27 protein-coding genes and 1 pseudogene are annotated in these 25,074 nt (G+C 72.8%); 9 read left to right on the top strand and 19 right to left on the bottom strand.

Annotated elements, in window-relative coordinates:
• Positions 1-134 precede the first annotated feature (134 nt).
• The 3 genes from AC6EH9_RS02380 to AC6EH9_RS02370 are packed head-to-tail and all read right to left on the bottom strand — an operon-like array spanning position 135 to position 3,306.
• Positions 135-791, bottom strand: a complete 657-nt coding sequence (locus tag AC6EH9_RS02380) for a PaaI family thioesterase (RefSeq protein WP_498420156.1) — start codon at positions 789-791, stop codon at positions 135-137.
• A complete protein-coding gene (locus tag AC6EH9_RS02375; protein ID WP_498420154.1) occupies positions 791-1,660 on the bottom strand; it encodes a MaoC/PaaZ C-terminal domain-containing protein in 870 nt (289 codons plus the stop codon). Before AC6EH9_RS02375 ends, AC6EH9_RS02380 begins: the two co-directional genes overlap by 1 nt.
• A gap of 32 nt (positions 1,661-1,692) precedes the next feature.
• Entirely contained in the window at positions 1,693-3,306 is a 1,614-nt protein-coding gene (locus AC6EH9_RS02370) for an acyl-CoA synthetase (protein ID WP_498420153.1), read from the bottom strand.
• A 135-nt stretch (positions 3,307-3,441) separates the two neighbouring features.
• Between AC6EH9_RS02370 and AC6EH9_RS02365 the strand changes: the two genes are divergently transcribed.
• A complete protein-coding gene (locus tag AC6EH9_RS02365) occupies positions 3,442-4,353 on the top strand; it encodes a 3-oxoacyl-ACP reductase (RefSeq protein WP_498420151.1) in 912 nt (303 codons plus the stop codon).
• A gap of 12 nt (positions 4,354-4,365) precedes the next feature.
• On the opposite strand, the gene AC6EH9_RS02360 is transcribed toward AC6EH9_RS02365, so the two are convergent.
• The 4 genes from AC6EH9_RS02360 to AC6EH9_RS02345 form a co-directional block, all read right to left on the bottom strand.
• Positions 4,366-5,181 carry a sigma-70 family RNA polymerase sigma factor gene (locus AC6EH9_RS02360; RefSeq protein ID WP_498420149.1) on the bottom strand — a complete coding sequence of 272 codons (816 nt, stop codon included), beginning with the start codon at positions 5,179-5,181 and terminating at the stop codon, positions 4,366-4,368.
• A gap of 67 nt (positions 5,182-5,248) precedes the next feature.
• Positions 5,249-6,022 carry an SDR family oxidoreductase gene (locus AC6EH9_RS02355; RefSeq protein WP_498420147.1) on the bottom strand — a complete coding sequence of 258 codons (774 nt, stop codon included), beginning with the start codon at positions 6,020-6,022 and terminating at the stop codon, positions 5,249-5,251.
• A 53-nt stretch (positions 6,023-6,075) separates the two neighbouring features.
• Entirely contained in the window at positions 6,076-6,846 is a 771-nt protein-coding gene (locus AC6EH9_RS02350) for an SDR family NAD(P)-dependent oxidoreductase (RefSeq protein ID WP_498420145.1), read from the bottom strand.
• A gap of 36 nt (positions 6,847-6,882) precedes the next feature.
• A complete protein-coding gene (locus AC6EH9_RS02345) occupies positions 6,883-7,518 on the bottom strand; it encodes a TetR/AcrR family transcriptional regulator (protein ID WP_498420143.1) in 636 nt (211 codons plus the stop codon).
• A 144-nt stretch (positions 7,519-7,662) separates the two neighbouring features.
• Here AC6EH9_RS02345 and AC6EH9_RS02340 point away from each other — a divergent pair, with 144 nt between their 5' ends.
• The 4 genes from AC6EH9_RS02340 (at position 7,663) to AC6EH9_RS02325 (ending at position 11,702) form a co-directional block, all read left to right on the top strand.
• Entirely contained in the window at positions 7,663-9,198 is a 1,536-nt protein-coding gene (locus tag AC6EH9_RS02340) for an FAD-dependent oxidoreductase (protein ID WP_498420141.1), read from the top strand.
• A gap of 205 nt (positions 9,199-9,403) precedes the next feature.
• Positions 9,404-10,576, top strand: a complete 1,173-nt coding sequence (locus AC6EH9_RS02335) for a 3-ketosteroid-9-alpha-monooxygenase, oxygenase component (RefSeq protein ID WP_498420139.1) — start codon at positions 9,404-9,406, stop codon at positions 10,574-10,576.
• Positions 10,576-10,911: a hypothetical protein gene (locus tag AC6EH9_RS02330; RefSeq protein ID WP_498420137.1), complete on the top strand. Its 336-nt coding sequence runs from the start codon at positions 10,576-10,578 to the stop codon at positions 10,909-10,911. Before AC6EH9_RS02335 ends, AC6EH9_RS02330 begins: the two co-directional genes overlap by 1 nt.
• Positions 10,911-11,702, top strand: a complete 792-nt coding sequence (locus tag AC6EH9_RS02325; RefSeq protein ID WP_498420135.1) for an SDR family NAD(P)-dependent oxidoreductase — start codon at positions 10,911-10,913, stop codon at positions 11,700-11,702. Before AC6EH9_RS02330 ends, AC6EH9_RS02325 begins: the two co-directional genes overlap by 1 nt.
• Positions 11,703-11,775: 73 nt before the next feature.
• Here AC6EH9_RS02325 and AC6EH9_RS02320 read toward each other — a convergent pair whose 3' ends face one another.
• From AC6EH9_RS02320 to AC6EH9_RS02270, 11 genes and pseudogenes are all read right to left on the bottom strand, one after another.
• On the bottom strand, positions 11,776-12,336 hold the full coding sequence (locus AC6EH9_RS02320; protein ID WP_498420617.1) for an SDR family NAD(P)-dependent oxidoreductase: 561 nt from the start codon (positions 12,334-12,336) through the stop codon (positions 11,776-11,778).
• 11 nt (positions 12,337-12,347) lie between these two features.
• Positions 12,348-12,611, bottom strand: a pseudogene (locus tag AC6EH9_RS02315) (SDR family NAD(P)-dependent oxidoreductase); the annotation flags it as partial.
• Positions 12,608-13,105, bottom strand: a complete 498-nt coding sequence (locus AC6EH9_RS02310) for a nuclear transport factor 2 family protein (RefSeq protein ID WP_498420133.1) — start codon at positions 13,103-13,105, stop codon at positions 12,608-12,610. The gene AC6EH9_RS02310 and the pseudogene AC6EH9_RS02315, both read right to left, overlap by 4 nt.
• Positions 13,106-13,133: 28 nt before the next feature.
• A complete protein-coding gene (locus AC6EH9_RS02305; RefSeq protein WP_498420131.1) occupies positions 13,134-13,883 on the bottom strand; it encodes an SDR family NAD(P)-dependent oxidoreductase in 750 nt (249 codons plus the stop codon).
• A gap of 46 nt (positions 13,884-13,929) precedes the next feature.
• Entirely contained in the window at positions 13,930-15,399 is a 1,470-nt protein-coding gene (locus AC6EH9_RS02300; protein WP_498420129.1) for an FAD-dependent oxidoreductase, read from the bottom strand.
• A 4-nt stretch (positions 15,400-15,403) separates the two neighbouring features.
• Positions 15,404-16,318 (bottom strand): biphenyl-2,3-diol 1,2-dioxygenase, encoded by a 915-nt coding sequence (gene bphC, locus AC6EH9_RS02295; protein ID WP_498420126.1) that lies wholly within the window; start codon positions 16,316-16,318, stop codon positions 15,404-15,406.
• 26 nt (positions 16,319-16,344) lie between these two features.
• Complete coding sequence (locus AC6EH9_RS02290) at positions 16,345-17,529, bottom strand: acyl-CoA dehydrogenase family protein (protein ID WP_498420123.1); 1,185 nt, start codon at positions 17,527-17,529, stop codon at positions 16,345-16,347.
• Positions 17,530-17,628: 99 nt separating this feature from the next.
• Complete coding sequence (locus AC6EH9_RS02285) at positions 17,629-18,645, bottom strand: 2Fe-2S iron-sulfur cluster-binding protein (RefSeq protein WP_498420121.1); 1,017 nt, start codon at positions 18,643-18,645, stop codon at positions 17,629-17,631.
• Positions 18,646-18,648: 3 nt separating this feature from the next.
• On the bottom strand, positions 18,649-19,542 hold the full coding sequence (locus AC6EH9_RS02280) for an alpha/beta fold hydrolase (protein WP_498420119.1): 894 nt from the start codon (positions 19,540-19,542) through the stop codon (positions 18,649-18,651).
• Between the two features lie 177 nt (positions 19,543-19,719).
• On the bottom strand, positions 19,720-20,208 hold the full coding sequence (locus tag AC6EH9_RS02275; RefSeq protein WP_498420117.1) for a flavodoxin family protein: 489 nt from the start codon (positions 20,206-20,208) through the stop codon (positions 19,720-19,722).
• A 105-nt stretch (positions 20,209-20,313) separates the two neighbouring features.
• Positions 20,314-21,216, bottom strand: a complete 903-nt coding sequence (locus AC6EH9_RS02270; RefSeq protein ID WP_498420115.1) for an IclR family transcriptional regulator — start codon at positions 21,214-21,216, stop codon at positions 20,314-20,316.
• 190 nt (positions 21,217-21,406) lie between these two features.
• On the opposite strand from AC6EH9_RS02270, the gene AC6EH9_RS02265 reads away from it, so the two are divergent.
• From AC6EH9_RS02265 to AC6EH9_RS02250, 4 genes are all read left to right on the top strand, one after another.
• The gene (locus AC6EH9_RS02265; protein ID WP_498420113.1) at positions 21,407-22,276 is read left to right on the top strand and encodes an LLM class F420-dependent oxidoreductase; all 870 of its coding nucleotides are present in this window, start codon (positions 21,407-21,409) and stop codon (positions 22,274-22,276) included.
• Complete coding sequence (locus tag AC6EH9_RS02260) at positions 22,273-22,848, top strand: nuclear transport factor 2 family protein (RefSeq protein WP_498420112.1); 576 nt, start codon at positions 22,273-22,275, stop codon at positions 22,846-22,848. The genes AC6EH9_RS02265 and AC6EH9_RS02260 overlap by 4 nt, the downstream gene beginning before the upstream one ends.
• Before the next feature lie 65 nt (positions 22,849-22,913).
• Entirely contained in the window at positions 22,914-23,303 is a 390-nt protein-coding gene (locus AC6EH9_RS02255) for a hypothetical protein (RefSeq protein WP_498420110.1), read from the top strand.
• Positions 23,297-23,749: a hypothetical protein gene (locus AC6EH9_RS02250; RefSeq protein ID WP_498420108.1), complete on the top strand. Its 453-nt coding sequence runs from the start codon at positions 23,297-23,299 to the stop codon at positions 23,747-23,749. Before AC6EH9_RS02255 ends, AC6EH9_RS02250 begins: the two co-directional genes overlap by 7 nt.
• Before the next feature lie 151 nt (positions 23,750-23,900).
• On the opposite strand, the gene AC6EH9_RS02245 is transcribed toward AC6EH9_RS02250, so the two are convergent.
• Positions 23,901-24,962: an LLM class flavin-dependent oxidoreductase gene (locus tag AC6EH9_RS02245; protein ID WP_498420106.1), complete on the bottom strand. Its 1,062-nt coding sequence runs from the start codon at positions 24,960-24,962 to the stop codon at positions 23,901-23,903.
• Positions 24,963-25,074: the final 112 nt, after the last annotated feature.

Below are 25,074 nucleotides of genomic sequence, written 5' to 3'. Positions count from 1 at the left end.
GACCCGGCTGTAACGCGGGGTTATGCGCTCCACCACAGCGTTATTTCGCTGTGCCAGAGGGCATAACCCCGCGTTACAAGCGCGGCGGGCGTGCGGCGCGGGCGCGGCGCGGGGCCCGCACGTCGCCCCCGGGGTCAGCGGGGGCGGGCCACCATCTTGTTGATGAAAAGGCCCTCGGCGGAGACGCAGAGGGTGCCGTCGGCGGTGGTGATGGAGCCGACGGTGCGGATCTTGCGGCCCTCGATCGACTCCTGGCGCCCGGTGATCACCAGCTCCTCGAAGAGCGGGGTGGGGCGGTGGTAGCGCACGGTGAGCGTGCCGGTCATGCCGGACTCGCCGGCCCAGTCGTTCGCGACACCGAGGGTGTGGTCGAGCAGCAGCGCGGAGACGCCGCCGTGCACGTGCCCGGGCGGGCCCTGGTAGGGCAGGCCCAGGGTGACCACGCCGCGGATCGAGCCGTCGGCCTGGCCGACCAGCGCGAGCGGCGGGGCGATCGCGTTCTCGGGGCCGGTGACCGGGTCGTGGCGGGTGACGCCCTCGCCGGCCCACATGTCCACCAGGCGTACGTCGCGGGCCGGCGCACAGGCGTCGAGGTGGTCGGCCACGGCATGGAGCTGCTCGGCGATCCGGGTCATCTCCGCCTCGGTGCCCTCGCCCGCGCCCAGCAGCGAGGCCACCACCCGTCGGGCCGCCTGCACCGCGGCGTCGACGCCCTCGTTCTGCGGCTGAGCGCTGAGCTCGGGGGTGGGCCGGCGCCGACCGGCCCCCAGCACCAGGTCGGGACGGCTCATCAGGAGATCTCGGCGGTGGCGTGGCTGAGCACCGGGGCGCCGTCGCGCTCGGGGCAGGTCGCCGACAGCGCCAGCGTCGTACCGTCGCGCCACACCGACGTGGTGATCGACTCCCCCGGGCAGATCGAGCCGGAGAAGCGCACCGCCAGGCTGCGCAGCCGCGCGGCGTCGCCGTCGAGCAGGCCGTCGACGATCGCCTTCGCGACGATGCCGTACGACGCGAGCCCGTGCAGGATCGGCCGGTCGAAGCCGGCCGCCTTCGCGAACTCGGGGTCAGCGTGCAACGGGTTCAGGTCGCCGTTGAGGCGGTAGAGCAGGGCCTGACCGGGCGTGGTGCTCGACTCCAGCACCGCGTCGGGCTCCCGCTCGGGCGCGGTCCAGGTGGTGTCCGGACCGGGCTCGCCGCCGAAGCCGCCCTCGCCGCGGGCCCAGATCTGCATCTCGGTGGTCCACAGCGGCTCGCCGGCCTCGTCGGTGGCGGCGTTCTCCAGCACCACGACGGCGGCCTTGGTCTTGTCCCAGACGTGCTTGACCCGCGAGGTGATCGTGGCGGTCCCGGCCACCGGCAGCGGGCGGTGCACGCTCAGCGCCTGGCCGGCGTGCAGGATGCGGCGCAGGTCGATGTCGATGCCCGGCAGGCTGAGCCCGGGTGCGCCGACGTCACCGGCCGAGACGCCCTGGCCGGCGACCATCGCGAAGGTGGGCAGCACCTGCAGGTCGCGCTCGAAGGTCCAGCGCAGCTCGGGATCCAGGGCCGCGTCGCGACCCGCGCCCAGCGAGAGGTGGTAGAGCTGCACGTCGCGACGCGTCCAGCTGATCGGGCGGGTGGTGGGCTCGGCGCTCAGCGCCACGTCGAGATCGATCGGCATCGGGGTTCAGGCCTTCCAGCTGCGTGCGGGGGTCAGGAGGGGCGGGCGGCCAGCGTGCCCTTGGCCCAGCGGTAGTCCGCCTTGCCGGTGGGCGAGCGGAGGACCTGCTCGACGAAGGTCAGCGTGGCGGGCACCTTGTAGCCGGCGAGCATCGTGCGGCAGTGCGCGCGCACCTCCTCGACGGTGGCCTCGTGGCCGGGGCGCAGCTCGACCACCGCACCGACCCGCTCGCCGAAGCGCTCGTCGGGGACGCCGGCGACCAGCGCGTCCATCACCGCCGGGTGCGCCTTGAGCGCCTGCTCGACCTCCTCGGGGAAGATCTTCTCCCCGCCCGAGTTGATGCAGCCCGAGCCGCGGCCCAGGACGACGATCGTGCCGTCCTCCTCGACGCGCGCGAGGTCGCCGGGCAGGACGTAGCGCACGCCGTCGATGACGGGGAAGGTGCGCGCGCTCTTCTCGGGGTCGTTGAAGTAGGCGAGCGGGACGTGGCCGCTGCGGGCGAGCTGGCCGATCTCGCCGGGCGCCGGGGAGGCTCCCGACAGGCCGAGCTCGATGACCCGCACCGAGGGCTTCGGGCTGAGCCGCATCAGTCCGTCCTCGCCCAGCGCGACCTCGCCGTCCAGCCCGGACTCCGAGGCGCCGAAGCTGTTGCGGATCATCACCGAGGGCAGCTGCTCGTGCAGCTCGGCCTGCACGGCCGGGGACAGGATCGCCCCGCCCGAGCCGATCACGAACAGCGACGACAGGTCGTACTCGTCGCGGTGGGTGCGCAGCGTGTCGACCAGCGGGCGCACGATGGCGTCGCCCACCACGGTGACGATCTGGATCCGCTCCGCCTCGGTGAGGCGCAGCATCTCGAGCGGGTCGTAGGTGCGCATCAGCACCACGTGGCCGCCGCTGAACAGCGCCATGAACAGGCTGTAGCTCGCCGCCCCGTGCATCAGCGGGACCGTGATCAGGTAGTTCAGCACGCCGCTGTCGGCCGCCGCCGAAGCCACCGTCTCGAGGTCGGTGTGCGGCGGGCCGTAGGGGTTGCCGCCGGCCAGGCAGGCGATGAAGAAGTCCTCGTGGCGCCACACGACGCCCTTGGGCATCCCGGTGGTGCCGCCGGTGTAGAGCACGAACCGGGCGTCGGGGCTGCGCTCGGCCGCCGGCGGTACGTCGTCGGGCTGGGCGGCGAGGGCGGGCTCGTAGTCCGCGACGCTCACCCGGTCCGACCACGCCAGGCCGGCGTGGTCGACGTCGCTGTCGTCGGCCACCACCAGCACGTGGGCCAGATCCGAGCACTGGTCGACCAGCGGGGCCACCCGGGAGGTGAACTCGCGGCCCACCACGACCGCCGCCAGTCGGGCGTCGTTGAAGAGGTAGAGCAGCTCGTGCTCGGTGTAGCGGTAGTTGATGTTGATCGGCACCGCGTTGACCTTGAAGCAGCCGAGCATCGCCTCCACGTACTCCACGCCGTTGAGCAGGTAGAGCCCGACGTGGGCGCCTTCGCCGACGCCGACCGAGACCAGGTGCGCCGCGAAGGCGTTGGCCCGGCGGTCCAGCTCGGCGAACGTGCGGCGCTCCTCGCCACAGGCGAGGGCGGCGCGGTCGGGGACGGTGGCGGCGACCGCCTCGTAGAGGCTGGCAAGGTGGAGGGTCACGGGTGTGACATTGCCCGCAACCGCCGCGCGCAGGGCGTCGAGGGTCCCACTGAGTGGGGCGACCCCGCGGCCCGGGGAGCCGGCTCTCCTACCTTGCTGGAGGCCCGCCACCTCCCACCTCTCAGGAGCACCCCCATGAGCAGCACGAACCTCGCCGGCCGCGCCGCCATCGTCACCGGCGCCGGAGCGGGCCTGGGACGCGCCGAGGCACTCGCCCTCGCCGCGCAGGGCGCCAGCGTGGTCGTCAACGACATGGGGCCCGCGGCCGACGACGTCGTCGCCGAGATCGAGGCCTCCGGCGGCCGCGCCGTCGCCGTGAAGGGCGACGTGGGCGAGTGGAAGCTCGGCCAGGAGATGGTCGACGCCGCGGTCGACACCTTCGGCAGCCTCGACATCGTCGTCAACAACGCCGGCATCACCCGCGACACGATGCTGTTCAACCTGACCGAGGCCGACTGGGACGCCGTCATCCACGTGCACCTCAAGGGCCACGCCTCGCTCTCGCGCGCCGCCGCCGTGCACTGGCGCAACGCCAGCAAGGCGGCCGGCGGCCCAGTCTACGGCCGCGTGGTCAACACCTCCTCCGAGGCGTTCCTGTTCGGCCCCGCCGGTCAGCCCAACTACGGCGCCGCCAAGGCCGGCATCACCGCGCTCACGCTGTCCACGGCCAACGGGCTCTCGCGCTACGGCGTGCGGGCCAACGCGATCTGTCCCCGGGCGCGCACCGAGATGACCGCGGCCGTGTTCGCCGAGGGCGAGGCCGGCGGCCTCGACATCCTGGCGCCCGAGCGGGTGGCGACGTTCGTGTCCTACCTCGCCTCCCCGGCGGCCGAGCAGATCAACGGCCAGGTCTTCGTGGTGTACGGCGACATGGTCGCGCTGATGCACGCCCCCGAGGTCGAGCAGAAGTTCACCGCGCCGGAGGGCACCTTCTCCCTCGACGAGCTGGACGCGCAGGTCACGCCGTACTTCGCCGGGCGAGGAGCCCACGAGACCTACGCGGCGTACTCCGTCGCCAAGCTCGACACCACCGGCACCCAGAAGTAGTCCGGCGCCGGCTCAGTCCGCGCGGATCAGCTCGCGCACGTCGTCGAGCTCGCCGATCTCCTCGCGCAGGTCGGTGAGGATCCGGCGCAGCAGCCGCGAGACCTGCATCTGGGTGACGCCGAGCGCCGCGCCGATCTCGGCCTGGGTGGCACCGTCGACGAAGCGCATCTGCAGGATCCGGCGATCCCGTGCCCGCAGCCGGCGCACCACCGGGCGCAGCAGCACGCGCGCCTCGATCGCGTCGCGGTCCCCCTCGTCGTCGGTGGGGACCAGGTCGCCGAAGGAGGTGCTCTGGTCGCCCATCGGGGCGTCCAGGGACATCGTGGAGAAGCAGCCGTGCGCCTGCTGGGCCTGGCGGACCAGGTCCTCGCTCTCGCCCAGCACCTCCGCGATCTCGGCCGTGCTGCGGGGCTGACCCTCCCCCTCGGAGCCGGACTCGACCTCGAGCAGGCGACCCTGGAGCTCCTGGAGGCGGCGCGGCGGGCGGATCGACCAGGCCAGGTCGCGGAAGTACTTGCGCACCTCGCCGCGGATGGTGGGCACCGCGTAGGCCAGGAAGTCCAGCCCGCGGGCCGGCTCGAAGCGCTGGGCGGCCTTGACCAGGGCCATGCAGGCGACCTGCTCGAGGTCCTCGCTGGGCACGCCACGGTTGCGGTAGCGCCCGGCGATCGAGCGGGCAACGGGCAGGCTCAGCACCACGATCTCGTCGAGCGCCTCCTTGCGGTCCTCAGGGGTGCTCGCCGTGGAGGCGGTGTCGAACAGCTCTGCGATCCTGCGCTGCCGTGCATCGCGCGCAAGCGTTTCGTCGTTGAAGTCTCGGTGCGCCATGCACCAAGGTCTCCCCTGGTCTAGACAGATCAAAACCTCAACTTCTGCTTTTTCTTTCTCCGCGCGCTCAGTAGTGGTCGTGGGAGCGCAGGCTCGCCTCGGCGCCACCGTCGACGTAGATCACCTGGCCGGTGACGTGCGTGGGCTCCTCGCTGACCAGCCAGGCCAGCACCCGGGCCACGTCGTCGGCCTTCGCGTAGCCGTTGAGCGGCATCGGCACCGCCGCGTCCATCACGTTCTTCATCTCCGGGTCGGCGAAGAGCTCGTCGGTCATCGGGGTGAGCACCACGCCGGGCGCGACCGCGTTCATCGCGATCCCGGCGTCCGCCCATCCGGGCGACACGCAGGTGCGGCGCATCCACTGGGCCACCGCGGCCTTGGACGAGCTGTAGAGGAAGTATGCCCTGCTGGCCATCAGCTCGTCGGCGCGCGCCATCGCCTTGTCGCGGTCGCCCTCGAGCAGCAGCCGGACCAGGTCCGGGTCGTTGGGCTGGGTGCCCGCGATGGAGCCGACCAGCCCGACCCGGGGCGCGGAGGACGCGGCCAGCTCCTCGCGCAGCCCCTCGACCAGCTCGGTGGTGCCGAAGAAGTTCACGCTCGCGGTCTCGAGCACCGGCGCGGAGAGCCCGGCGCAGGTGACCAGCGCGTCGAGCCGGCCGGCGCAGGCGGCCTTGACCGCGGCGAGGGCGTCGGCGCAGCCCTGGGCGGTGGAGAGGTCGGCGACCACGTCGGCGTCGTGGCGGTCGACGGTGATCACCCGGTCCCCCCGCTGCTGCAGCTGGGCGGTCAGTGCGGCCCCGATGCCGGAGGCGGCTCCGGTGACGGCGATGGTGCGGGACATGGGGACTCCTGGGTGTGGTTCGCGGATGTGGGGGGCTGGGGGGCGAAGCGGGCTCAGATGTGCGCGCCGCCGTCGACACGCAGGTCGACGCCGGTCAGGTACGCCGCGTCGGGCGAGGCCGCGAACGCGATGGTGCCGGCGACCTTCTCCGGCTGACCGGTGTCGAGCTGCGGCAGGATCCGCATGAAGTAGGCGAAGTCGAGCTCGCCGAACTGCACGTTGCGGGTGAGCGGGGTGTCGATGGAGCCCGGCGAGATGCTCACCACCCGGACGCCGCGGCCGACCAGCTCTGCGGCCAGGCTCAGCGAGAACGCGACCACGGCGCCCTTGGAGGCGGCGTACGCGGTCATGTAGGGGTTGCCGTGGGTGGCCGCGACCGAGGCGACGTTCACGATCACGCCCTGCCGCCCGGGCTCGGTGGGGTCGGCGAGGTGCGGCACGGCCTCGCGACAGAAGAGCGCGGTGCCGACCAGGTTCACCTCGAAGAGCGCGCGCAGGTCCTCGACGGCGAGCTCGGCGATCGGCGTGGTGCGGTGCATGCCGGCGACGTTGACCAGCACGTCGATCCCGCCGAGCTTCGCCGCGGCCGCGGCCACCACGGCCACCACCCCGGCCTCGTCGGTCACGTCCACGACCGCGGTGACGATCTCCCCGGCCGCCTCGCCCTGGGCGCCCAGCGCGGCGACGGTCTCATCGAGCCCCTCGGCGTCGCGGTCCACGGCGAAGACCCGCGCCCCCTCCGCCGCGAGGCGCAGGGCGGTGGCGCGGCCGATGCCCGAGCCCGCCCCGGTGAGCAGGACGCGGGCGTCGCGGAAGCGTGGCATGGCGCGCACGCTAGGGCAGCGCCCGAGTGACCCGGCTCACTCGATCCCGGTGAACGGAAAGCCGCGCTCCACCGAGATCGGGGCGAGCAGCAGCCGGCAGGCGATGGCGATGTCGGCGAGGGCCTCCTCCTCGGTGGTGTGCCCGTTGAGCGTGGAGATCAGCACGCCGTACCAGCTCTGCTCGATCAGCCGGGCCAGGCGCACGTCGCGCTCGGTCGGCTCCTCGATGCCCGCGGTGCGCAGCACCACCTCCAGGAAGCGGGCGCTGGTCTGGGCGAAGGTGGAGTTGGTCACCGCCTGCGCGGCGTTGTTGGACTGCATCATCGCCAGCGCCAGGCGCGGGCGCTGAAGCAGCCGGCGGCTGGACACGATGAGCAATTCGAGCACGGCCTCGGCGGGGTCCTGGCCGGGCTGCGGCGGCGCGGTGATCGAGTCGAGCTGCTCGACCTGGGCGTGCAGGAGCGAGGCGAACAGGTGGGTCTTGGAGGGGAAGTAGCGGTAGAGCGTCGCGATGGCGACGCCGGCCTCCTTGGCCACGTCGTGCATCTGGACACGCTCGAGCCCGTGCTCGGCGCCCAGGCGCGCCGCCGCGCGCAGCATCCGCTGGTAGCGCAGCTTCTGCTCCGGCGACGACGGCTCGGCCGGCGTCCGCGCCTCGGCCACTCTCGGCACTAGGTCCCCCTCTGACGTACGTCGCCAGATGATCCGTCCCGCCCCGTGAGGTCACCGACGACCTTACCGGTCAGTGGGATCCAGATCACGCGGTGCCGCGGGCCTGGGTTTGGCTGCCGCCCGATCCCCCCTCAAGGAGCCACCGTGCCGGACCAGACCTCCACGCCCACCTCCCGCTCTGCTGCCGACGCCTACGACGTGGTCGTCGTCGGCTCCGGCGCCGGGGCCCTCACCGGCGCCTACCTGGCGGCGCGCGCCGGCCTGCGGACGCTGGTGCTGGAGAAGACCGACAAGCTCGGCGGCACCTCGGCGTACTCCGGCGCGGCCGCCTGGCTGCCCGGCACCCAGGTCCAGCAGCGCGCCGGCATCGGCGACTCCACCGAGTCCGCGCGCACCTACCTGCGGGCGCTGCTGGGCGAGGAGAGCGCCGAGCACCAGGAGGCGTTCGTGAGCACCGCGCCGGGGCTGGTCGCACGCCTGGAGGAGGACCCGCTGCTGGCCTTCGAGTTCCAGGCCTTCCCCGACTACTTCGACCGTGCGGGGCGGGTGCCCGGCGGCCGCTCGTTCATCCCGCTCCCCCTGCCCCTCGACGAGATCGGCGAGCGCGCCGCGCTGGTCCGTCCGCCCGTCGACCGCGACCGGGCCGGCAAGGGCCACCACCTCGGCCAGCCGATGACCCAGGGCCGCGCGCTGATCGGGCGGCTGCTGCTCGCCCTCGACGCCACCGGGAACGCGACCGTGCGCACCGGGGCCGCCGTCGACCGCCTGGTCGTCGAGGGCGACCGCGTCACCGGCGTGGAGGCGGCCACCGCGCAGGGCCGGGTCGTCTTCGGTGCCACCCGCGGCGTGCTGCTCGCCTCCGGGGGCTTCGAGCACGACGACGCGATGCGCGCCGAGCACGGCGTGCCCGGGGCCTCGGACTGGGCGATGGCGCCGGCCGGCACCAACACCGGCGAGCCGATCCGCGCGGCCGCGCAGAGCGGCGCGGCCCTCGCCCTGATGGACCAGGGCTGGTGGAGCCCCGGGCTGGCGATGCCCGACGGCACCGCGTCGTTCACGCTGGGCTTCCGCGGCGGGATCGTCGTCGACGCGCACGGGCAGCGCTTCGCCAACGAGTCGCTGCCCTACGACCAGATGGGCCGTGCCATGGCCGCCGACCCCGCACGCTGCCCGGCGCACCTGGTCTTCGACCACCGCGAGGGGGGCCGGCTGCCGGCGATCTCGCTGCCCGGCGGCACCCCCGAGGAGCACCTGGCCGCCGGCACCTGGCAGCGCGCCGAGACCCTGGGCGAGCTGGCCGCGCTGATCGGGGTCCCCGCCGACGCGCTCGAGGCGAGCGTGGCGCGGTTCAACGGCTTCGTGGCCGCGGGCGTCGACGAGGACTTCGGCCGGGGCGCCGACGAGTTCGACAACTACTTCGCCCGCCCGGTGCTGGTGCCGATCGACCAGGGCCCGTTCTACGCCGCCCGGCTGGTCCTCGCCGACCTCGGCACCAAGGGCGGCGCGGTCACCGACGTCGACGGCCGGGTGCTGCGCGCCGACGGCTCCGCCATCGAGGGCCTGTACGCCGCGGGCAACGCCAGCGCGTCGATGACCGGCGAGTTCTACCCCGGCCCCGGCATCCCCATCGGCACCGCGATGGTCTTCGCCTCCCGCGCCGTGGACGCCATGCTCGACTGACGCCATGCCCGACTGACGACATGCTCGACTGACCCGGCGCACGTTTCCCGCCGCTGGGGCGCACGTCACCCGCGATAACCCCGCGCCGGCCTCGCGCCGCGGGGGATAGTGGCCTTCTTCCGTTGAGTGGGACACTCCGCGCGACCCCTTCGGAGCGGTTCCACACTGCAAAGGAAGACAACCGCCCCCCGGATGGAGACGCACCATGACCGCTGTCAACGACGAGGTCCGCAAGATCGAGGCGGACGCCGCACCCACGCGCTTCGCCCGTGGCTGGCACTGCATCGGCCTCGAGAAGGACTTCGTGGACGGCAAGCCCCACCAGATCATGGCCTTCGGCGAGAAGCTGGTCGTGTTCGCGGGCGAGGACGGCAAGGTCAACGTGCTCGACGGCTACTGCCGCCACATGGGCGGCGACCTGTCCCAGGGCGAGGTCAAGGGCAACGAGATCGCCTGCCCCTTCCACGACTGGCGCTGGGGCGGCGACGGCCGCTGCAAGTCGATCCCCTACTCCCGCCGGGTGCCGCTGCGCGCGCGCACCGCGGCCTGGCCGACGATGGTCCAGGACGGCATGCTCTTCGTCTGGAACGACCCCGAGGGCAACCCGCCGCCGGCCGACGTGACGATCCCGCGGATCCCGGCCTACGAGGACGACAGCTACACCGACTGGGTCTGGTACACCACCACGATCGAGGGCGCGAACTGCCGCGAGATCGTCGACAACGTCGTGGACATGGCGCACTTCTTCTACGTGCACTACTCGTTCCCGACGTACTTCAAGAACATCTTCGAGGGCCACACCGCCACGCAGTTCATGAACGGCGAGGGCCGCGAGGACATCATGTCCCAGGCCAAGGGCAAGGGTCCGGTCTCGAAGGGCAACTCGTCGGTGGCGGCCTACCACGGCCCGTCGTTCATGATCGACGACCTCGTCTACCACTACGAGGACTTCGACGTCCCGAGCGTGCTGATCAACTGCCACTACCCGATCGACGCCAACTCCTTCGTGCTGCAGTACGGCGTGATGGCCAAGAAGTTCCCCGGGCTCGACGACGAGGCCGCCACCAAGATGGCGAAGAAGATGGGCGACTTCATCCGGATCGGCTTCGAGCAGGACGTCGCCATCTGGAAGAGCAAGGCCCGCATCGACAACCCGCTGCTGTGCGAGGAGGACGGGCCGGTCTACCAGCTGCGTCGCTGGTACGAGCAGTTCTACGTCGACGTCGCCGACGTGACCCCGGAGATGACCGAGCGCTTCGAGTTCGAGATCGACACCACCCGGCCCAACGAGGCCTGGAAGCGCGAGGTCGAGGAGAACATGGCCAAGCGGAAGGCTGCCGCCGCCGACGCCACCAGCGTCCAGGGCATGTCGGTCTGATGGCGGTCCGTCCCGACGTCCGGCTCGAGACGGCTCCGATGGAGCCGGTCTCGTGCCACACCTGCGCGGCCCGGGTGGAGGTGCGCAAGAGCAGCTGGGAGCAGACCAGCATCCAGTGGCACGCCGACGCGGTCGAGGCCTGCCTCGAGCGTCGTGCGGCCTCCCCGCGCCCGGGCCCGAACGGCGCCGCCTTCCGCGGCTGCGGCGCCCTGCAGGACTCGGTGCGCGACGCCGCGGTGACCGGCAGCATCCACGTCGTCACCGACGAGCCGCTGCTCACCAACCCCGATGCGGCCAACGCCGCCCACGAAGCCGCTCACGAAGGAGCCCACTGATGACCGACGTCGCGAAGTACGGACCGTGGGCGGTCATCGCCGGCGGCTCCGAGGGGGTCGGCGCGTCGTTCGCCCAGCAGCTGGCCGCTGACGGCTTCAACCTCGTGCTGATCGCCCGCAAGCCCGGCCCGCTCGAGGAGACCGCCGCCTCGGTGCGCGCCCTGGGCGTCGAGGTGCGCACCCTCGCGGTGGACCTGACCGACCCCGGCTCCGTGCCGGCCATCGTGGAGGCGACCGACGACGTCGAGGTCGGGCTGCTGGTCTACAACGCCGGCGCCAACTCCTACGGCTCGCCGTTCCTGGAGGGCGAGCTGGCCGGGTTCCAGGGCGTGATCGACCTCAACGTCACCGCGCAGCTGGCGCTCGTGCACCACTTCGGCCGGCTGATGAAGCAGCGTCGCCGCGGCGCGATCATGCTGGTCGGCTCGCTGGCCGGCTACCTCGGCTCCGAGCGCGAGTCGATCTACGGCGCGGCCAAGGCCTTCGGGCGGATCTTCGCCGAGGGCCTGTGGCTGGAGCTGCGCCAGTACGACGTGGACGTGCTCGAGCTGGTCCTCGGCGTCACCCGCACGCCGGCGATGGAGCGGGTCGGGCTGAACTTCGACCTGCCCGGGATGAACGTCTCCGAGCCCGACGACGTCGCCCGCGAGGGCCTCGCCCACCTCGCGGACGGCCCCGTGCACGTGGTCTCCGGCAACGAGCGCACGGTCGAGATGCGGATGCGCGGCAACCGCTCCGAGCTGGTCCTGGCCACGCACGAGTTCATGAAGAAGCTCGTCCCCTCCCACTGAGCAACCGGCCCCCGGTGGTCGAGGTGGTCGCCCCGGCGACCGTCTCGTGCCACCGGGGGCTCGCTGCATCCGGCTAGCCCAGCGGCGGGAAGACCGGCCCACCGCCGAACATCACCCGCGGCGACACCGGCCGCCCGCCGTCGGGCTCCGCCACGCCGTACTCCTCGGCGGCCTCGGCGGTGATCACCACCCCGCCGGTACGCCGGTGCCGGTCGGGATCGGCGGCCACCGCGGCCAGCACCCGCCCCTGGAGCTCGGGGGTCTCGGCGTCGCTGACCGGGACGCCGGCGATGTCGCGCACCCCGCTGGCCAGCAGCTGGGCGGTGCGCACCAGCCCCGGCCACAGCGAGACCACGCTCACCTGGTGCTCGCGCAGCTCGAGCGCGGCGTCGTGGGTGAGCTTGTCCAGGCCGGCCTTGGCCACGCCGTACAGCGTGGAGTGCAGGTAGGCGCGGGTGCCGATCGAGGACACGTTGACCACCAGGCCCTCGCCGCGCGCGACCATGGCCGGTACGGCGGCGCGCATCGCGACGAAGTGGGCGCGCAGCCCGATCCCGACCAGCTGGTCCCAGTCCTCCAGCGGGCGCTCCCAGAACCGCGAGGGACGCCGGGGTCGATCCCGGGCCCGGCCCAGACGTTGTTGACCAGCAGGTCGATCCGCCCGTGCGCGCGCTCGGCCCCGGCCACCAGCGCCTGCACCTGCGCGTCGTCGGTGTGCTCGCAGGCGACGGCGCTGCCGCGCCCGCCGGCGGCGTCCACCCGGGCGACGGTCTCGGCGAGGCGGGCCTGGTCGCGGCCACTGACCACCACCGTCCAGCCGGACTCGGCGAGCCCGACCGCGATGCCCTGCCCGACGCCCTTGCTTCCCCCGGTGACGAGTGCGACCCGGCCCTGCCCCGAGGCGCTCACGAGAAGCTCTCCTCGAGGGTGAACCCCTCGGCCAGCGGCTGGCTGAGCGACCAGAGCACCCGTACGGCGCTGGCCGCGATGCGCCACTGCCCGTCCTCGACGCGGTAGCGGTCGTCGTACTCGATGGCGCTGACCCGCTCCAGCTTCCGCTCCAGGTCCACCTGGCGCATCCGCAGGCTCCACGCGCCCCGCGCGGTGCCCGGGCCGGTCAGCTCGATGACCGGGTGGCCGGCGTGGTGCATGTCGAGGACGACGTGGCGCCCGTCGACCTTCTTCAGCGCGATCGCGGCGAACACCGCCGCGATCGCGTCGGCGTCCTCGAAGCGACCGAGCCGCGGGCCGTAGTCGATCGAGGCGCCCTCGGCGACGAAGCAGTCGCGGAACTCCTCGGGTCGCTTGGCGTCGCAGGCGCGCAGGTAGCGGTGCTTGAGCGTGCGGATCTGTTCGACGGCCTCGAGGGCGGCGATCCGCTCGTCGAGCGTGGGGTCGGACATGGGGTCCCTCTCGGTGGGGGGTGGACGGTCAGGAGTGCGAGCCGCCGTCGACGCGCAGCTCGACGCCGTTGAGGTAGGCGCCGTCGGGCGAGGCGGCGAACGCGATCGCGCCGGCGATGTCCTCGGGGCTGCCGGGGCGGCCCCACAGCGGATAGGTGCGCGCGTACCAGGCGGTGTCGATGTCGGCGTAGGTCTGCTTGTTCGCGGTCAGCGGCGTGGCGACCCCGCCCGGTGAGACGGGCACGACGCGGATCCGGCGCGGCGCGAGCTCGGCGGCGAGGGTGTAGGAGAACGACAGCAGCGCGCCCTTCGAGGCGGCGTACCCGGTCATCCCGGGGTGCGCCTTGGTGGCGGCCGTCGAGGTGGTGTTGACGACCACGCCGGTGCCCTCGGGCAGGTGCGCGACGAGCTCGCGGCACAGCGTCACCGGCGCCCACAGGTTCACGGCCATGATCTGGCGGCAGACGTCGAGGTCGAGCCCGGCGATGGGGGTGGTGCGCAGCATCCCGGCGACGTTGATCAGCGCGTCGAGCCCGTCCAGGCTGCTCAGCGCGGCCGCGGCCGCGGCGACGACGGCCGGCTCCTCGGCCAGGTCGGCCACGTGCGGGCGGAAGCGCGCCGGGTCGGCGACCAGGCCGGCGGTGCCGGCCAGGCCCTCCTCGTCCCGGTCGATCGCGAAGACGTCCGCGCCCTCGGCGACCAGGCGCACCGCGGTGGCGCGGCCGATGCCGGACCCGGCCCCGGTGAGCACGACCCGGCGTCCCTCGAAGCGGTTCATCGCGTTCTCCTCGTGAGGTGGCGCCGGTTCGGCAGGTGGATGGTGCCTAGGGCGCGGCTGTGCCAGCGGCGGCGGCTCGCCCGGCCCGGCGGCCGAAGAACGTGCCGTCGCCCAGGGAGGTGCCGGAGATGTAGCCCTCGCCGTGGATGCCGGAGGTGGCCCGACCGGCGGCGTACAGCCCGGGGATCGGCTCGCCGGAGACCGCGATCACCTCGCCGTCCACGCCGGTGCGCAGCCCGCCGAGGGTGAAGCCGGAGAAGCCGGTGCCGTGCGCGGCGGCGTTGCCGTCGCCGAAGAAGCCCAGCCGCGGGTCGACCGCGGCCCACGGGCCCTCCAGGCGGCGCACCCAGCGCGACGCCTTGTGGAAGAGCAGGTCCGCGCCGGCCTCGGCGTGCGCGTTGTACTGCGCCATGGTGGCGACCAGCGAGCCGGGCGGCAGCCCGATCTCGGACTCCAGCTCCTCCAGCGTCTCCGCCGCGTACGACGGGCGCACGCCCCAGGTGTCCTGCGCCGGCACCGACTCCAGGCCCTCCTCGTCGAGGATCACCCAGCACGGGCCCGGCTGGTGCAGCGCGGCGTGGCTGTAGAGGCCGGGGTAGACGTCCTCGTTGATGAAGCGCGCCCCCAGGCCGTTGACGAGCATGCCGCGCACCGCCATCGCCGGCAGCGCGGTGTAGGCGGCCTCGACGAACCCCATCCGCCGGGTCGCCGCGCCCAGCGCGGCGGCCATCGCGATCCCGGAGCCGTCGTCGGTGCCGTCGCTGACCTTGCCGTGGCCGAGCAGCTCGGGGGCGTGGTCGGCGAGCATCTCCTCGTTGTCGACGAACCCGCCGGTGGTGAGCACGACGCCGCGCCGGGCCCGGTAGTGCACGGTCTCGCCGAAGCGGGTGGCGCGGACCCCGACCACGCGTCCGGCCTCGTCGACGACCAGCGCGCGGGCGCGGGTGTCGGCGTGGGTGAGGACGCCCAGCGACTCGCAGGTGGCGGTGAGCGCGCCCATCAGCGTGTGCCCGGCCCAGCCCTCGGTGGCCGGGCGGTGCCCGCGCGGGACGGGGCGGGCCAGCTCGTCGTAGGGCCAGGCGTTCTCGCCCAGCCACATCAGCCCGTCCTTGGTGGGCGGCATCCAGGTGGGCGCGTCGTAGAGCGACTCGTGGAAGTCCACGCCGCAGGCGCGGAACCACTCGAAGTGCTCCACCGAGCCGTCGCAGTAGAGGCGCAGCTTGGCCTCGTCGACGTGCGGGCCCAGCGCCGCGGCGAGGTAGGCGTACATGTTGTCGGCGTCGTCGTCGAAGCCGCACGCCTTCTGCACGGAGGTGCCGCCGCCCAGGTAGAGCTCCCCGCCGGACTGGGCCGAGGAGCCGCCCGGGCCGCTGGCCCGCTCGAGCACGACGACCGAGGCGCCGGCGCGGGCCGCCTCCATCGACGCGGCGGCGCCGGCGCAGCCGAAGCCGACCACCAGCACGTCGACCTCGACGTCGAAGACCTCGACCTCGCCGAGCGGGACCGGGCGGACCATCGTCTCAGCCCTGCGGAGGGGTGAACGCGGCCAGCGGCTCGGCCCCGGACTGGTCGTGGCCCCAGTAGCTGTCGGCGGTGATCTCCTCGGCCGTGTAGTGGGCCTCGTCGACCAGCATGCCCTCGCAGCCGTACTCGATGTCCCAGCCGCCGGGGGCGCGCACGTAGAACGAGATCATCTTGTCGTTGGTGTGGCGACCCAGCGTCGAGGAGATCGAGAACCCGCGCTTGTTGACCCGGTCCAGCGCCCGGCCGACGGCGTCGAGGGTGTCCACCTCGACCATCAGGTGCACCATGCCGGGTGCCTCGCCGTGCGGGGCGGGGCAGACCGCGAGACTGTGGTGGCGCTGGTTGATGCCCAGGAACCGCACCCGCGCGTTGGCGCCGGGCGGGCCGACCTTGATCGCGCCGCGCGGCAGGAAGCCGAGCACCTCGGCGTAGAACGAGACCGTCTCCTCGCAGCGCGGGGTGGGCAGCACCACGTGGCCCATCCCCTGCCCGCCGGTGACGAACTTCTGCGCCAGCCCGGTGAGCAGCGGGCTGTGGTCCAGGACCGGGCCGAAGAAGACCTCGGTGGGCGTGCCGGCGGGGTCGTCGAAGCGGATCGCCGCCTCCACGCGCCGTTCGTCGCACTCCTCGCGCCCCAGGACCTTGACCGCGAACCCGGCCGCCTCGACGGCCCGGCCGACGGCGGCGAGCGCGAACTGGTCGCGCACCTCCCAGCCGATGGCCAGCACCCGGTCGACCTCCCCGGGGAGCACGATCAGCCGGGCCGTGCGCTCGTCCATGCGCAGGTAGAGCCCGTCGGCCTCCGGGCCGTCGACGGCCTGGAAGCCCAGGCAGTCGACGGTCAGCTCGCGCCAGCGGGCGAGGTCCTGGGACTGCACCTTGACGTAGCCGAGGCCACGGATCAGCGTCATCTTCGTCGTTCTCCCGTTCGAGGTGATCAGATCATCGACAGCATCGGCCCGGGCGCCGGCGGCGCGTCGAGCTCGAAGAGGGCCGCGGCGTGGAACACCGAGCCGGGCACGTGGATCGCGTGTGCCAGGCCCATGTGCCCGTCGCGCCAGAAGCGCTGGATGGGGTTGTCCATCCGCAGGCCGTTGCCGCCGGAGCGGTTCACCACCTCGTCCATTGCGTTCACCGCACGCCAGGCGCACGAGACCTGCGTACGACGCGACGCAGCGCGCTCGGCCATCGTGACGGCCTCGCCGCGCTCGGCCTTGTCGTAGAAGTAGTCCAGGTTCGAGAGCATCATCGTGCGCGCGGTCTTGATCTCCTCCGCGGCGGCGCTGATCGCGCTCAGCACGTAGGGGTCGTCCTTCGGCTTGGTGCCGGTGATCTGCACCCGGGTGCGCTGGTAGGCCAGGTGCGCGGCGAGCGCGCCCTCGGCGATGCCGATCACCGCGGAGCTGATCCCCATCGGGAAGGCGGTGGTGAACGGCACGTGGTAGGTGGGGTTGGTCAGCCCGGCCTCGCGCGGCTGGGAGCCGTCGAGGAACTTCGAGAACGGCACCGCCCGGTAGTCGGGGATGAAGGCGTCCTTGACGATGATGTCCTTGGAGCCGGTGCCGCGCAGGCCGACGACGTCCCAGGAGTCCTCGACGATCTCGTAGTCCGAGCGCGGCAGGATCACGTGGTAGGCCTGCGGCGGCATCGCCATCTTGCCCTCGGCGTCGCCGAGCATCGCGCCCAGGAAGATCCAGTCGCAGTGATCGGTGCCCGAGGAGAACTGCCAGCGGCCGTTGAAGACGTAGCCGCCGTCGACGGGGCGGATGATGCCCATCGGCGCGTACGGCGAGGCGATCCAGGTCTCCTGGTTCTCGCCCCAGATCTCCTCCTGCACCCGGGCGTCGCACATCGCCATCTCCCAGGGGTGCACGCCGACGATGCCGGCCACCCAGCCGGTCGAGCCGTCGTAGGAGGCGATCTTCATGACCGCCTCCGCGAACTCGCGCGGGTGCGCCTCGGCGCCGCCGTACTTGGCGGGCTGGAACATCTTCATCACGCCCGACTCGCGCAGGATCTCCGCGGCGCGGTCGTCGAGGCGGCCGAGCTTCTCGTTGGCGGGGGCGAGCGAGGCGATCTCCTCGGCCCTCTCCTCGATGACGTCGATCACGGGGTTGGTCATGGTGTGCTCACTTCCTGCGCGTCGCGGTTGTCCGCGCCTTCACGGTGTCACCGCAGACAGCTCAGGCGGCCGGGGTCTCCCGCTGAACGGGAGTGAGATTCAGCCGTCGAAGCTGACCCGGAGCCGCTCGCTGCGCGGTCGGGCCTGGCAGGCCAGGATCAGCCCGTCGGCCAGGTCGGCGGCGTCGAGGACCTCGTTGTGCTCCAGGTCGACCTCGCCGTCGAGCAGCACGCAGGCGCAGGCGCTGCAGGCCCCCTCGCGGCACGAGTACGGCGCCTCGAGGCCGGCCGCGAGCAGCACGTCGAGGAGCTTGGCCTGCTCGGGCCAGGCGTAGCTGCTCGTGGACCCGTCGAGGGTCACCTCGACCTCGCTGGTGGCCGCCCCGCCCGCCGCCACGGGGACCTCGACCTCGGCGAACGGGTCGCCCTCCAGGGAGGTGAACCGCTCGGTGTGGATGCGGTCGCGCGCGACGCCTAGGCCGCTCAGCACCCGCTCGGAGAGGTCCATGAACGCCTCCGGGCCGCAGATGAAGGCGCGCCGCGACGCGTACCCGGCGAAGATCGCCGCCAGCGCCTCGGGGGTGGGGATGCCCTGCACCGACTCCAGCCAGTGCACGGCGGTGAACCGCTCGGGGTAGCGGGCGGCCAGCTCGCGCAGCTCGGCGGCGAAGATCACCGAGGCCTCGTCGCGGTTGCCGTAGACCAGGTGCACGCTGCCGGTGCCGGCGTGCAGCACCGACTTGAGGATCGACAGCACCGGGGTGATGCCGCTGCCGCCGGCGACGAGCAGCAGGTCCTCGTCGAGGCTGGTGGGCACGAAGGTGCCGCTGGGGCGCAGCACCTCGATCTCGTGGCCCTCGGCGACGTGGTCGCAGATCCAGTTCGACGCGTACCCCTCGCGGGTGCGCTTGACGGTCACCTTGAGGCGCTCGTCGAGCCCGGGCGCCGAGCTCAGCGAGTAGCAGCGGGCCGCGCCGCCGGGGCGCTCGCTGGGGATGCGCAGGGTGAGGAACTGCCCCGGGCGGTAGTCGAAGGGCGTGCCGGAGGTCGGCTCGAGAACCAGGGAGTGGGCGTCGGGGGTCTCCCGGACCACCTCGACCACGCGGACGGTGGGCACGGCTCAGCCCTCGACCGTGCCGTCGGGACGGGTCAGGAACGCGACCACCGTCGCCTCCCAGGCGTCCTTCTGCTCGATCATCGCCCAGTGCCCGCAGTTGGGGAAGATGTGCACCTCGACGTCGCGGATGGTGCGCATCGGGACCAGCATCATGTCCACCGGGCTGACCCGGTCGTCGCGGCCCCAGGTGATCAGCGTGCGGGCCTTGATCTGGTGCAGCATCGCCCAGTACGGCGGCTCCGGCGAGCGGTCGGCCCGGCTCATCATCTCGACGATCTTGCGGCCGTACATCTTGCGTGCGCTGGCCAGCGTCTCCGGGTCGGTCGCCTGGGCCCAGCGCTCCTCGATCATCTGCTCGGTGACGATCCGCTTGTCGAAGACCATCGAGTGCAGCCACTCCACCAGCCGCTCGCGCGAGGGCGCCTCGGTGAACTCCATCAGCAGCTTGATCCCCTCGCCGGGCGACGGGCTGAAGATGTTGCGCCCCATCCCGCCGACGGTGACCAGGCTGCGCACCCGCTCGGGCTGGGCGATCGCGAAGCGGGTCGCGACGATGCCGCCCATCGAGTTGCCGATCACGTCGACCCGGTCCAGGCCCAGGGCGTCGAGGAAGGTGCCCACTGCGGGCAGCGCGGCCATCATCGGGTGCTGGTCGGTGGCGTCGCTGACCCCGAAGCCGGGGAACTCCAGGATCAGGCAGCGGAAGTGCCGGGTCAGCGCCGGCAAGTTCGCCGAGAAGTTGCGCCACCCGGTGACCCCGGGCCCCGACCCGTGCAGCAGCAGCAGCACGGGGGCGTCCGGCGACCCCGCGTCGTGGTAGCGCAGGATGCCCTGCTCGGTCTTCAGCTCGCGCAGCGTGCCGTCGTGGCTCAGGTCCAGGGTCGTCTGCTCGTTCACCGCGCAACCGTAGGAACCCCGACCCCTCGGCGTCGTCGCGACATCCCGATGACCGGGAGTGTGGGCGTGGGGCGCGTCGGGGTCCGGGGCTGTCGGCTTCCCCGGCCGACCGGGGAACCCTGAACCTGTCGGCCGAAACTTCGCCCGACAACATCAGTAGTTGACAGCGCGCGCGCCCTACCTCAGCGGCCCCACCGGGATCCGCGCGACGAACTCCTCGACCCGCTTCTCCCAGCCCTCCTCGAGCGGGCCCTTGAGGTCGGTGACCTGGACTTTGCCCTCGGCGACCTCGACGAGCCCCTCGCCCTGGAGGGTCTCGTTCATCATCGGGATGACCTGGCGCCAGCGGGCCATCTCCTGGTCGGTGGGGACGCGGCCGGTCTTCTTGTCCGGCGTGGCCATCCCCTCGGTGATGAGCAGCGCGTACTTCGTGCCCGCGGGCAGGTCGAGCTTCTTGAGGAAGCGACGCATGTTGCCCTTGGGCTTGCCCATCCGCCCGGGAGAGCTGAACAGGTAGAGATCGGCGTCCGGCAGATCACGGGGGTCCATGTCGTTGATGTGGTGGACGTCGACCTCGACGCCCTTCGCGGCCATCTGCGAGCTGAACTCCTCGGCGACCTTCGCGCCGTTGCCGAACTTGGAGGCGTGCAGGTACTCGATCCTCATGGTGCGCTCCCTGCCCTCGGTCGAGGGCCTCGACGAATCGGTGGTCCCCTTCAGGCTCTCGCCATCGGGGACCACCGACCAGTGCCGGAGGTCACCAGGTCTATCTCAGAAGAGGTCGCCGGCCTGCACGGTCATCAGGTGGCTGAGCTTCTCCGGCGACCAGTCGGCCCGGTCGTCCACGCGACGCTCTGCCGGCGGGCGCCCGGTGGGACGGCGCCGGTTGCCCGGCGTCCGGGTGATCCCGGGGAACAGCTCCATGGAGATCTGGCGGGCCGCGTCGAGGACGAGCGGGGCGACCCGCTCGAGCTGGGTGTCGATATCGCCCACCAGCGAGATCGCGGCCAGCGGACCGTCCGGACCGCGCACGGCGGCGGCGGCGCAGGCGATGTCGGGGAAGCACTCGCCGCGCTCGAAGGCGAGCCCGCTGCGTGAGCGGACCCGGTTGAGCTCCTGGTGCAGGCGGTTGAGGTCGCCGATGCTCTGCGCGGTGTGCGTGCTCAGCCGCGGGCCGACCAGCACGTCGACGTCCTCGGCGTCGTGCCAGGCGAGCATCGCCTTGCCGAGGGCGGTGCAGTGCAGGGGCGCGCGCCCCCCGACCCGGGAGGGCACGGCGGCGGCGAAGCGGCCACCGACCTTGTCGAGGTAGAACACCTGCGCGCTGTCCAGCACGGCGAGGTGGACCACAGCGCCGGTCTTCATCAGCAGCTCGTGCAGCAGCGGGGCCGCGGCGGCCCGGATGTCGGCGTGCCCGTGGTCGCCGCCGCCGAGCTCGAGGGAGCGCCGGCCGAGGGCGTAGCCGAAGCTCGAGTGCTCCAGCCACTGCAGCCGCACGAGCTGATCGAGGATCCGGTGGGCGGTCGAGCGGGGCAGGTGCGTACGACGCGCCACCTCCTCGAGGGTGAGGCGCGAGGAGCGGCCCTCGAACGTGTCCAGGATGAGCGTCATCCGCTCCACCATCGACGGGGGCAGCTGACGCTCCCCGGCCGGCTCCACGACTGCGGCGACCATGTGATTCCTCCCCAAACCTGTTCCAGCGTTCCCCCGAAAACTGAAATGAATTCTCTCTCGGTTGAAGGTAACACCGACCGGGGTGTGACGGAAGCCATTGCGGCTGATTTTTCCCGGTGACCGGGAGGCTGTCGGGGGGTTCGCCGGGGATCGGCTTGGATGCCCGCAATCCCCCACCCACAGGAGAGCCATGCGCCTGGGCATCGTCAGTCCCGTCCTCACCGCCGTCCCCGGCGCCCATTCGGCCTGGGAGCGCAGCGCCGGCATCGAGGAGGTCGCGGTCGTCGCCGAGCGCGCCGACCGCCTGGGGTTCCACCACCTCACCTGCAGCGAGCACGTCGCCGTACCCACCGACATCGCCGAGCAGCGCGGCGCGACGTACTGGGACCCGCTGGCCACCTTCGGCTACCTCGCCGCCCGCACCACCCGGATCCGGCTGGCCACCCAGGTGCTGGTGCTCGGCTACCACCACCCGTTGGAGATCGCGAAGCGCTACGGCACGCTGGACCGGATCTCCGGCGGCCGGCTCGTGCTCGGTCTCGGCGTCGGCTCGCTGGCCGAGGAGTTCGAGCTGCTCGGGGTCGAGTTCGAGGGCCGCGGCGCCCGGGCCGACGACGCGATGGCCGCGCTGCGCGCCTCGCTGTCGCAGGGCCGCCCCGAGTACCACGGCAGCCACTACGACTTCGGCGACCTCGTCGTCGAGCCGCACGCGGTCCAGGACCGGGTGCCGATGTGGGTCGGCGGGCGTACGCCGCGCTCGCTGCGCCGGGCCACCACGCACGGCGACGGGTGGGTGCCCTTCGGCCTCTCCCTGGAGCGGCTGCGCGAGATGATCGACGGGGCCGACCTGCCCGAGGGCTTCGAGGTGGTGCTGCCCGGCGGCCGGGCCGCGGACCCGATCGGCGACCCGGACGGCACGCTGGCCCGCCTGCAGCGGGTCGCCGACGCCGGCGCGACGCTGATCAGCACCTCGGTGCAGGCCGAGTCGCACGCCCACTACCTCGAGCAGCTCGAGGCGCTGGCGAAGCTCGCCGGCCTGACCCCGGCAGGTGCAGCATGAGCGACACGAGCCAGGACACCGCCGCCCCCAGCGTCGAGGAGCGGCTGGCCGCCCTCGAGGGCCGGCTGCGCGAGGTCGAGGACGAGCGGGAGATCGCCCACCTGATCTCCGCCTACGGGCCGCTGGTCGACGCCGGCTGCGCCGAGGAGATCGCCGGCCTGTGGACCGAGGACGGCGTGTACGACGTCGACGAGGTCTACCTCGCCGGCCACGAGCAGCTGGCCGCGATGGTGCGTTCCAGCGGCCACCAGGGCTGGATCACCGGCGGCTGCGCCCACGTGGTCAGCCCGCCGCACGTCACCGTCACCGGCGACCGCGCGGTCGCGGTGTGCCACTCGCTGATGGTGGTGCGCACCGAGGGTCGCTTCGAGATCCGCCGGGTCACCGCGAACCACTGGGAGCTGGTCCGCACCGACCAGGGCTGGCGCGTCGAGGTACGCACCAACCGGATCCTGGACGGACGCACCGAGTCCCCGACCCTGCTCGCGGCCGGCGCCCGCGCCGAGTCCGCCGCGGAGGCGCTCAAGGACTACCCGCCCACCCCGAGGATGCCCCGGCGCGGCTTCCAGTGAGCACGGCGCCGGGTCCGGCGGCCTGGCGCCGCTGAGTCAGGCGCGGGTCGGTAATCTCTCCATCCGTGCACCCCGCTCCCACCATCGCCGTCGCCGTCTACCTCGCCGTGGTGGCGATCCTCGCCGGCGTCGCCCTGTACCGCCCCGCGCTGGAGCGGGTGGCGCGCCTGGCGATGACCGGCGCCCTGGTGGCCGTGGCCGGGCTCGTGCTGTACGACGTGATCACGCTGCTGCAGGGTCACCAGCCCGACGACCGGTGGACCCACATCGGCTACGCCGTCGCGTCCATCGGCGTGCCCGTGCTGCTGCTGCACCGGCCGGTGGCGCCCGGCGAGGAGCCGGAGACCGACGAGGACGGCGACCCGGTCGAGCCCGAGCCGGCCCATCTCGCCGTCGTGGTGGTGGCCTGTGTCGCGACCATCGTGCTGGTCGTCCGGCTGATGCAGACATGGTGACCGGCGCGGGCGGGTCGGGCGGCGCGGACGGCGGGTCGGGGGGCTCGGCGAGCCGGGGGCGGCGCGACCGGGTGAGCGCGCCGGCCGGTCAGCTGCTGGTGGCGGTGTACGCGGTCTTCGCGGTCGCGGCTGGCGCCCGCTCCGCCGTACAGATCGCGACCCGCTTCGACGACGCCCCGGTCGCCTACCTGCTCTCGGCGCTGGCCGCCGTCGTCTACCTGGTCGCCACGATCGCGCTGCGCTACCGGGGCACCCGGGCCTGGTCGGTCGCGGTGGCGGCCTGCAGCGTCGAGCTCGCCGGCGTCCTCGTGATCGGCACGATCAGCCTGCTCGTCCCGGACTGGTTCCCCGACCAGACGGTGTGGTCGCACTTCGGCGCGGGCTACGGCTTCGTCCCGCTCCTGCTCCCCGCCCTCGGCCTCGCCTGGCTCCTCCGCCACCGCTGACCGCCCCCGCGCCCCCGCGCCCCGCGCCCCCGCGCCGCTTGTAACGCGGGGTTAGACCATCCACCACAGCGAAATAACGCTGAGGCAGTGGACATAACCCCGCGTTACAGCCGGCGGGGGCGCGGCGGGCGGGGGGCGGGGGGCGGGGGCGTCAGCGGGCGGCGAGCAGCTCGCGGACCCGCGGGATGACCTCCTCGCCGTAGAGCCGGATCGACTCCAGACGCTGCTCGTGCGGCAGCGCGCCGACGGCGTACTTGAGCTGGAAGCGCGAGAGTCCCAGGGTGCGCACCGCCCAGGCGATCTTCGTGGCGACGGTCTCCGGCGAGCCGACGAACAACGCGCCCTGCGGCGACGCGCCGGCCTCGAACTGCTCGCGGGTGTAGGGGCCCCAGCCGCGCTCGCCGCCGATCCGGGTGAACGCCGCCGCCTGGTGCGGGAACATCTGCTCGCGGGCCTCCTCGTCGGTGGCTGCGACGTGGCCGGGGCTGTGCATGCCGATCGGCAGCTCCTCGTGGCCGTACTCGGCCAGCGCCCGGCGGTAGAGGTCCGCGAACTGCACGAACCCCGCCGGCGACCCGCCGATCACGGCCAGCACCAGCGGCATCCCGTACGCCGCGGCGCGCACCACCGACTTCGGGGTGCCGCCGACGGCGATCCAGGCGGGTAGCGAGCCACCTTCCGTACGCGGATGCACCTGCTTGCCCTCCAGCGGCGCGCGGACGCTGCCCTGCCAGGTCACCGGCTGCTCGGCGCGCAGCGCGGCGAACAGGTCGAGCTTCTCGTGGAAGAGCACCTCGTAGTCCTCCAGCGAGTAGCCGAAGAGCGGGAACGACTCGGTGAAGGAGCCGCGCCCCAGCTGCACCTCGGCGCGCCCGCGCGAGATCGCGTCGAGGGTGGCGAAGCGCTGGTAGACGCGGATCGGGTCGTCGGAGCTGAGCACGGTCACGCCGCTGCCGAGCCGGATCCGCGACGTCTGGGCAGCGACGGCCGCCAGCACCACGTCGGGTGCGGAGATCGCGTAGTCCTCGCGATGGTGCTCGCCCAGGCCGAGGTAGTCCACGCCGACCTGGTCGGCCAGCACCCCCTCGGCGACGACCTCGCGGATCGTCTGGGCTGCGCTGAGCGGGCTCCCGTCGGCATCGACCCCGACGTCGCCGAAGGTGTCGAGCCCGAGCGTGGGCTCCTCGGGCGTGCCCAGCTGCTCGTAGGCCATGGCGTTCCTTCCGGTCGTTGCGTTCTCAACAACAAGGCTCGCACGCCCGCCCAGCGCGGCGGCGAGGGCCCCGCCGGCCGGGGCCGGGTCTGCTCACTATCTGTGGGCGGAC

The organism is Nocardioides sp. Z21_20 (assembly GCF_059766585.1).
The sequence above is the reverse complement of the archived record's forward strand: the minus strand, read 5'-3'. Positions and strand labels throughout refer to the sequence as shown.

Bases quoted from the DNA above. Each gene is read 5' to 3' on its own strand.
- AC6EH9_RS02380 (WP_498420156.1), bottom strand. From the start codon at position 791: ATGAGCCGTCCCGACCTGGTGCTGGGGGCCGGTCGGCGCCGGCCCACC.
- AC6EH9_RS02375 (WP_498420154.1), bottom strand. From the start codon at position 1,660: ATGCCGATCGATCTCGACGTGGCGCTGAGCGCCGAGCCCACCACCCGC.
- AC6EH9_RS02365 (WP_498420151.1), top strand. From the start codon at position 3,442: ATGAGCAGCACGAACCTCGCCGGCCGCGCCGCCATCGTCACCGGCGCC.
- AC6EH9_RS02360 (WP_498420149.1), bottom strand. From the start codon at position 5,181: ATGGCGCACCGAGACTTCAACGACGAAACGCTTGCGCGCGATGCACGG.
- AC6EH9_RS02355 (WP_498420147.1), bottom strand. From the start codon at position 6,022: ATGTCCCGCACCATCGCCGTCACCGGAGCCGCCTCCGGCATCGGGGCC.
- AC6EH9_RS02350 (WP_498420145.1), bottom strand. From the start codon at position 6,846: ATGCCACGCTTCCGCGACGCCCGCGTCCTGCTCACCGGGGCGGGCTCG.
- AC6EH9_RS02335 (WP_498420139.1), top strand. From the start codon at position 9,404: ATGACCGCTGTCAACGACGAGGTCCGCAAGATCGAGGCGGACGCCGCA.
- AC6EH9_RS02330 (WP_498420137.1), top strand. From the start codon at position 10,576: ATGGCGGTCCGTCCCGACGTCCGGCTCGAGACGGCTCCGATGGAGCCG.
- AC6EH9_RS02325 (WP_498420135.1), top strand. From the start codon at position 10,911: ATGACCGACGTCGCGAAGTACGGACCGTGGGCGGTCATCGCCGGCGGC.
- AC6EH9_RS02310 (WP_498420133.1), bottom strand. From the start codon at position 13,105: ATGTCCGACCCCACGCTCGACGAGCGGATCGCCGCCCTCGAGGCCGTC.
- AC6EH9_RS02305 (WP_498420131.1), bottom strand. From the start codon at position 13,883: ATGAACCGCTTCGAGGGACGCCGGGTCGTGCTCACCGGGGCCGGGTCC.
- AC6EH9_RS02300 (WP_498420129.1), bottom strand. From the start codon at position 15,399: ATGGTCCGCCCGGTCCCGCTCGGCGAGGTCGAGGTCTTCGACGTCGAG.
- bphC (WP_498420126.1), bottom strand. From the start codon at position 16,318: ATGACGCTGATCCGTGGCCTCGGCTACGTCAAGGTGCAGTCCCAGGAC.
- AC6EH9_RS02290 (WP_498420123.1), bottom strand. From the start codon at position 17,529: ATGACCAACCCCGTGATCGACGTCATCGAGGAGAGGGCCGAGGAGATC.
- AC6EH9_RS02275 (WP_498420117.1), bottom strand. From the start codon at position 20,208: ATGAGGATCGAGTACCTGCACGCCTCCAAGTTCGGCAACGGCGCGAAG.
- AC6EH9_RS02270 (WP_498420115.1), bottom strand. From the start codon at position 21,216: ATGGTCGCCGCAGTCGTGGAGCCGGCCGGGGAGCGTCAGCTGCCCCCG.
- AC6EH9_RS02265 (WP_498420113.1), top strand. From the start codon at position 21,407: ATGCGCCTGGGCATCGTCAGTCCCGTCCTCACCGCCGTCCCCGGCGCC.
- AC6EH9_RS02260 (WP_498420112.1), top strand. From the start codon at position 22,273: ATGAGCGACACGAGCCAGGACACCGCCGCCCCCAGCGTCGAGGAGCGG.
- AC6EH9_RS02250 (WP_498420108.1), top strand. From the start codon at position 23,297: ATGGTGACCGGCGCGGGCGGGTCGGGCGGCGCGGACGGCGGGTCGGGG.
- AC6EH9_RS02245 (WP_498420106.1), bottom strand. From the start codon at position 24,962: ATGGCCTACGAGCAGCTGGGCACGCCCGAGGAGCCCACGCTCGGGCTC.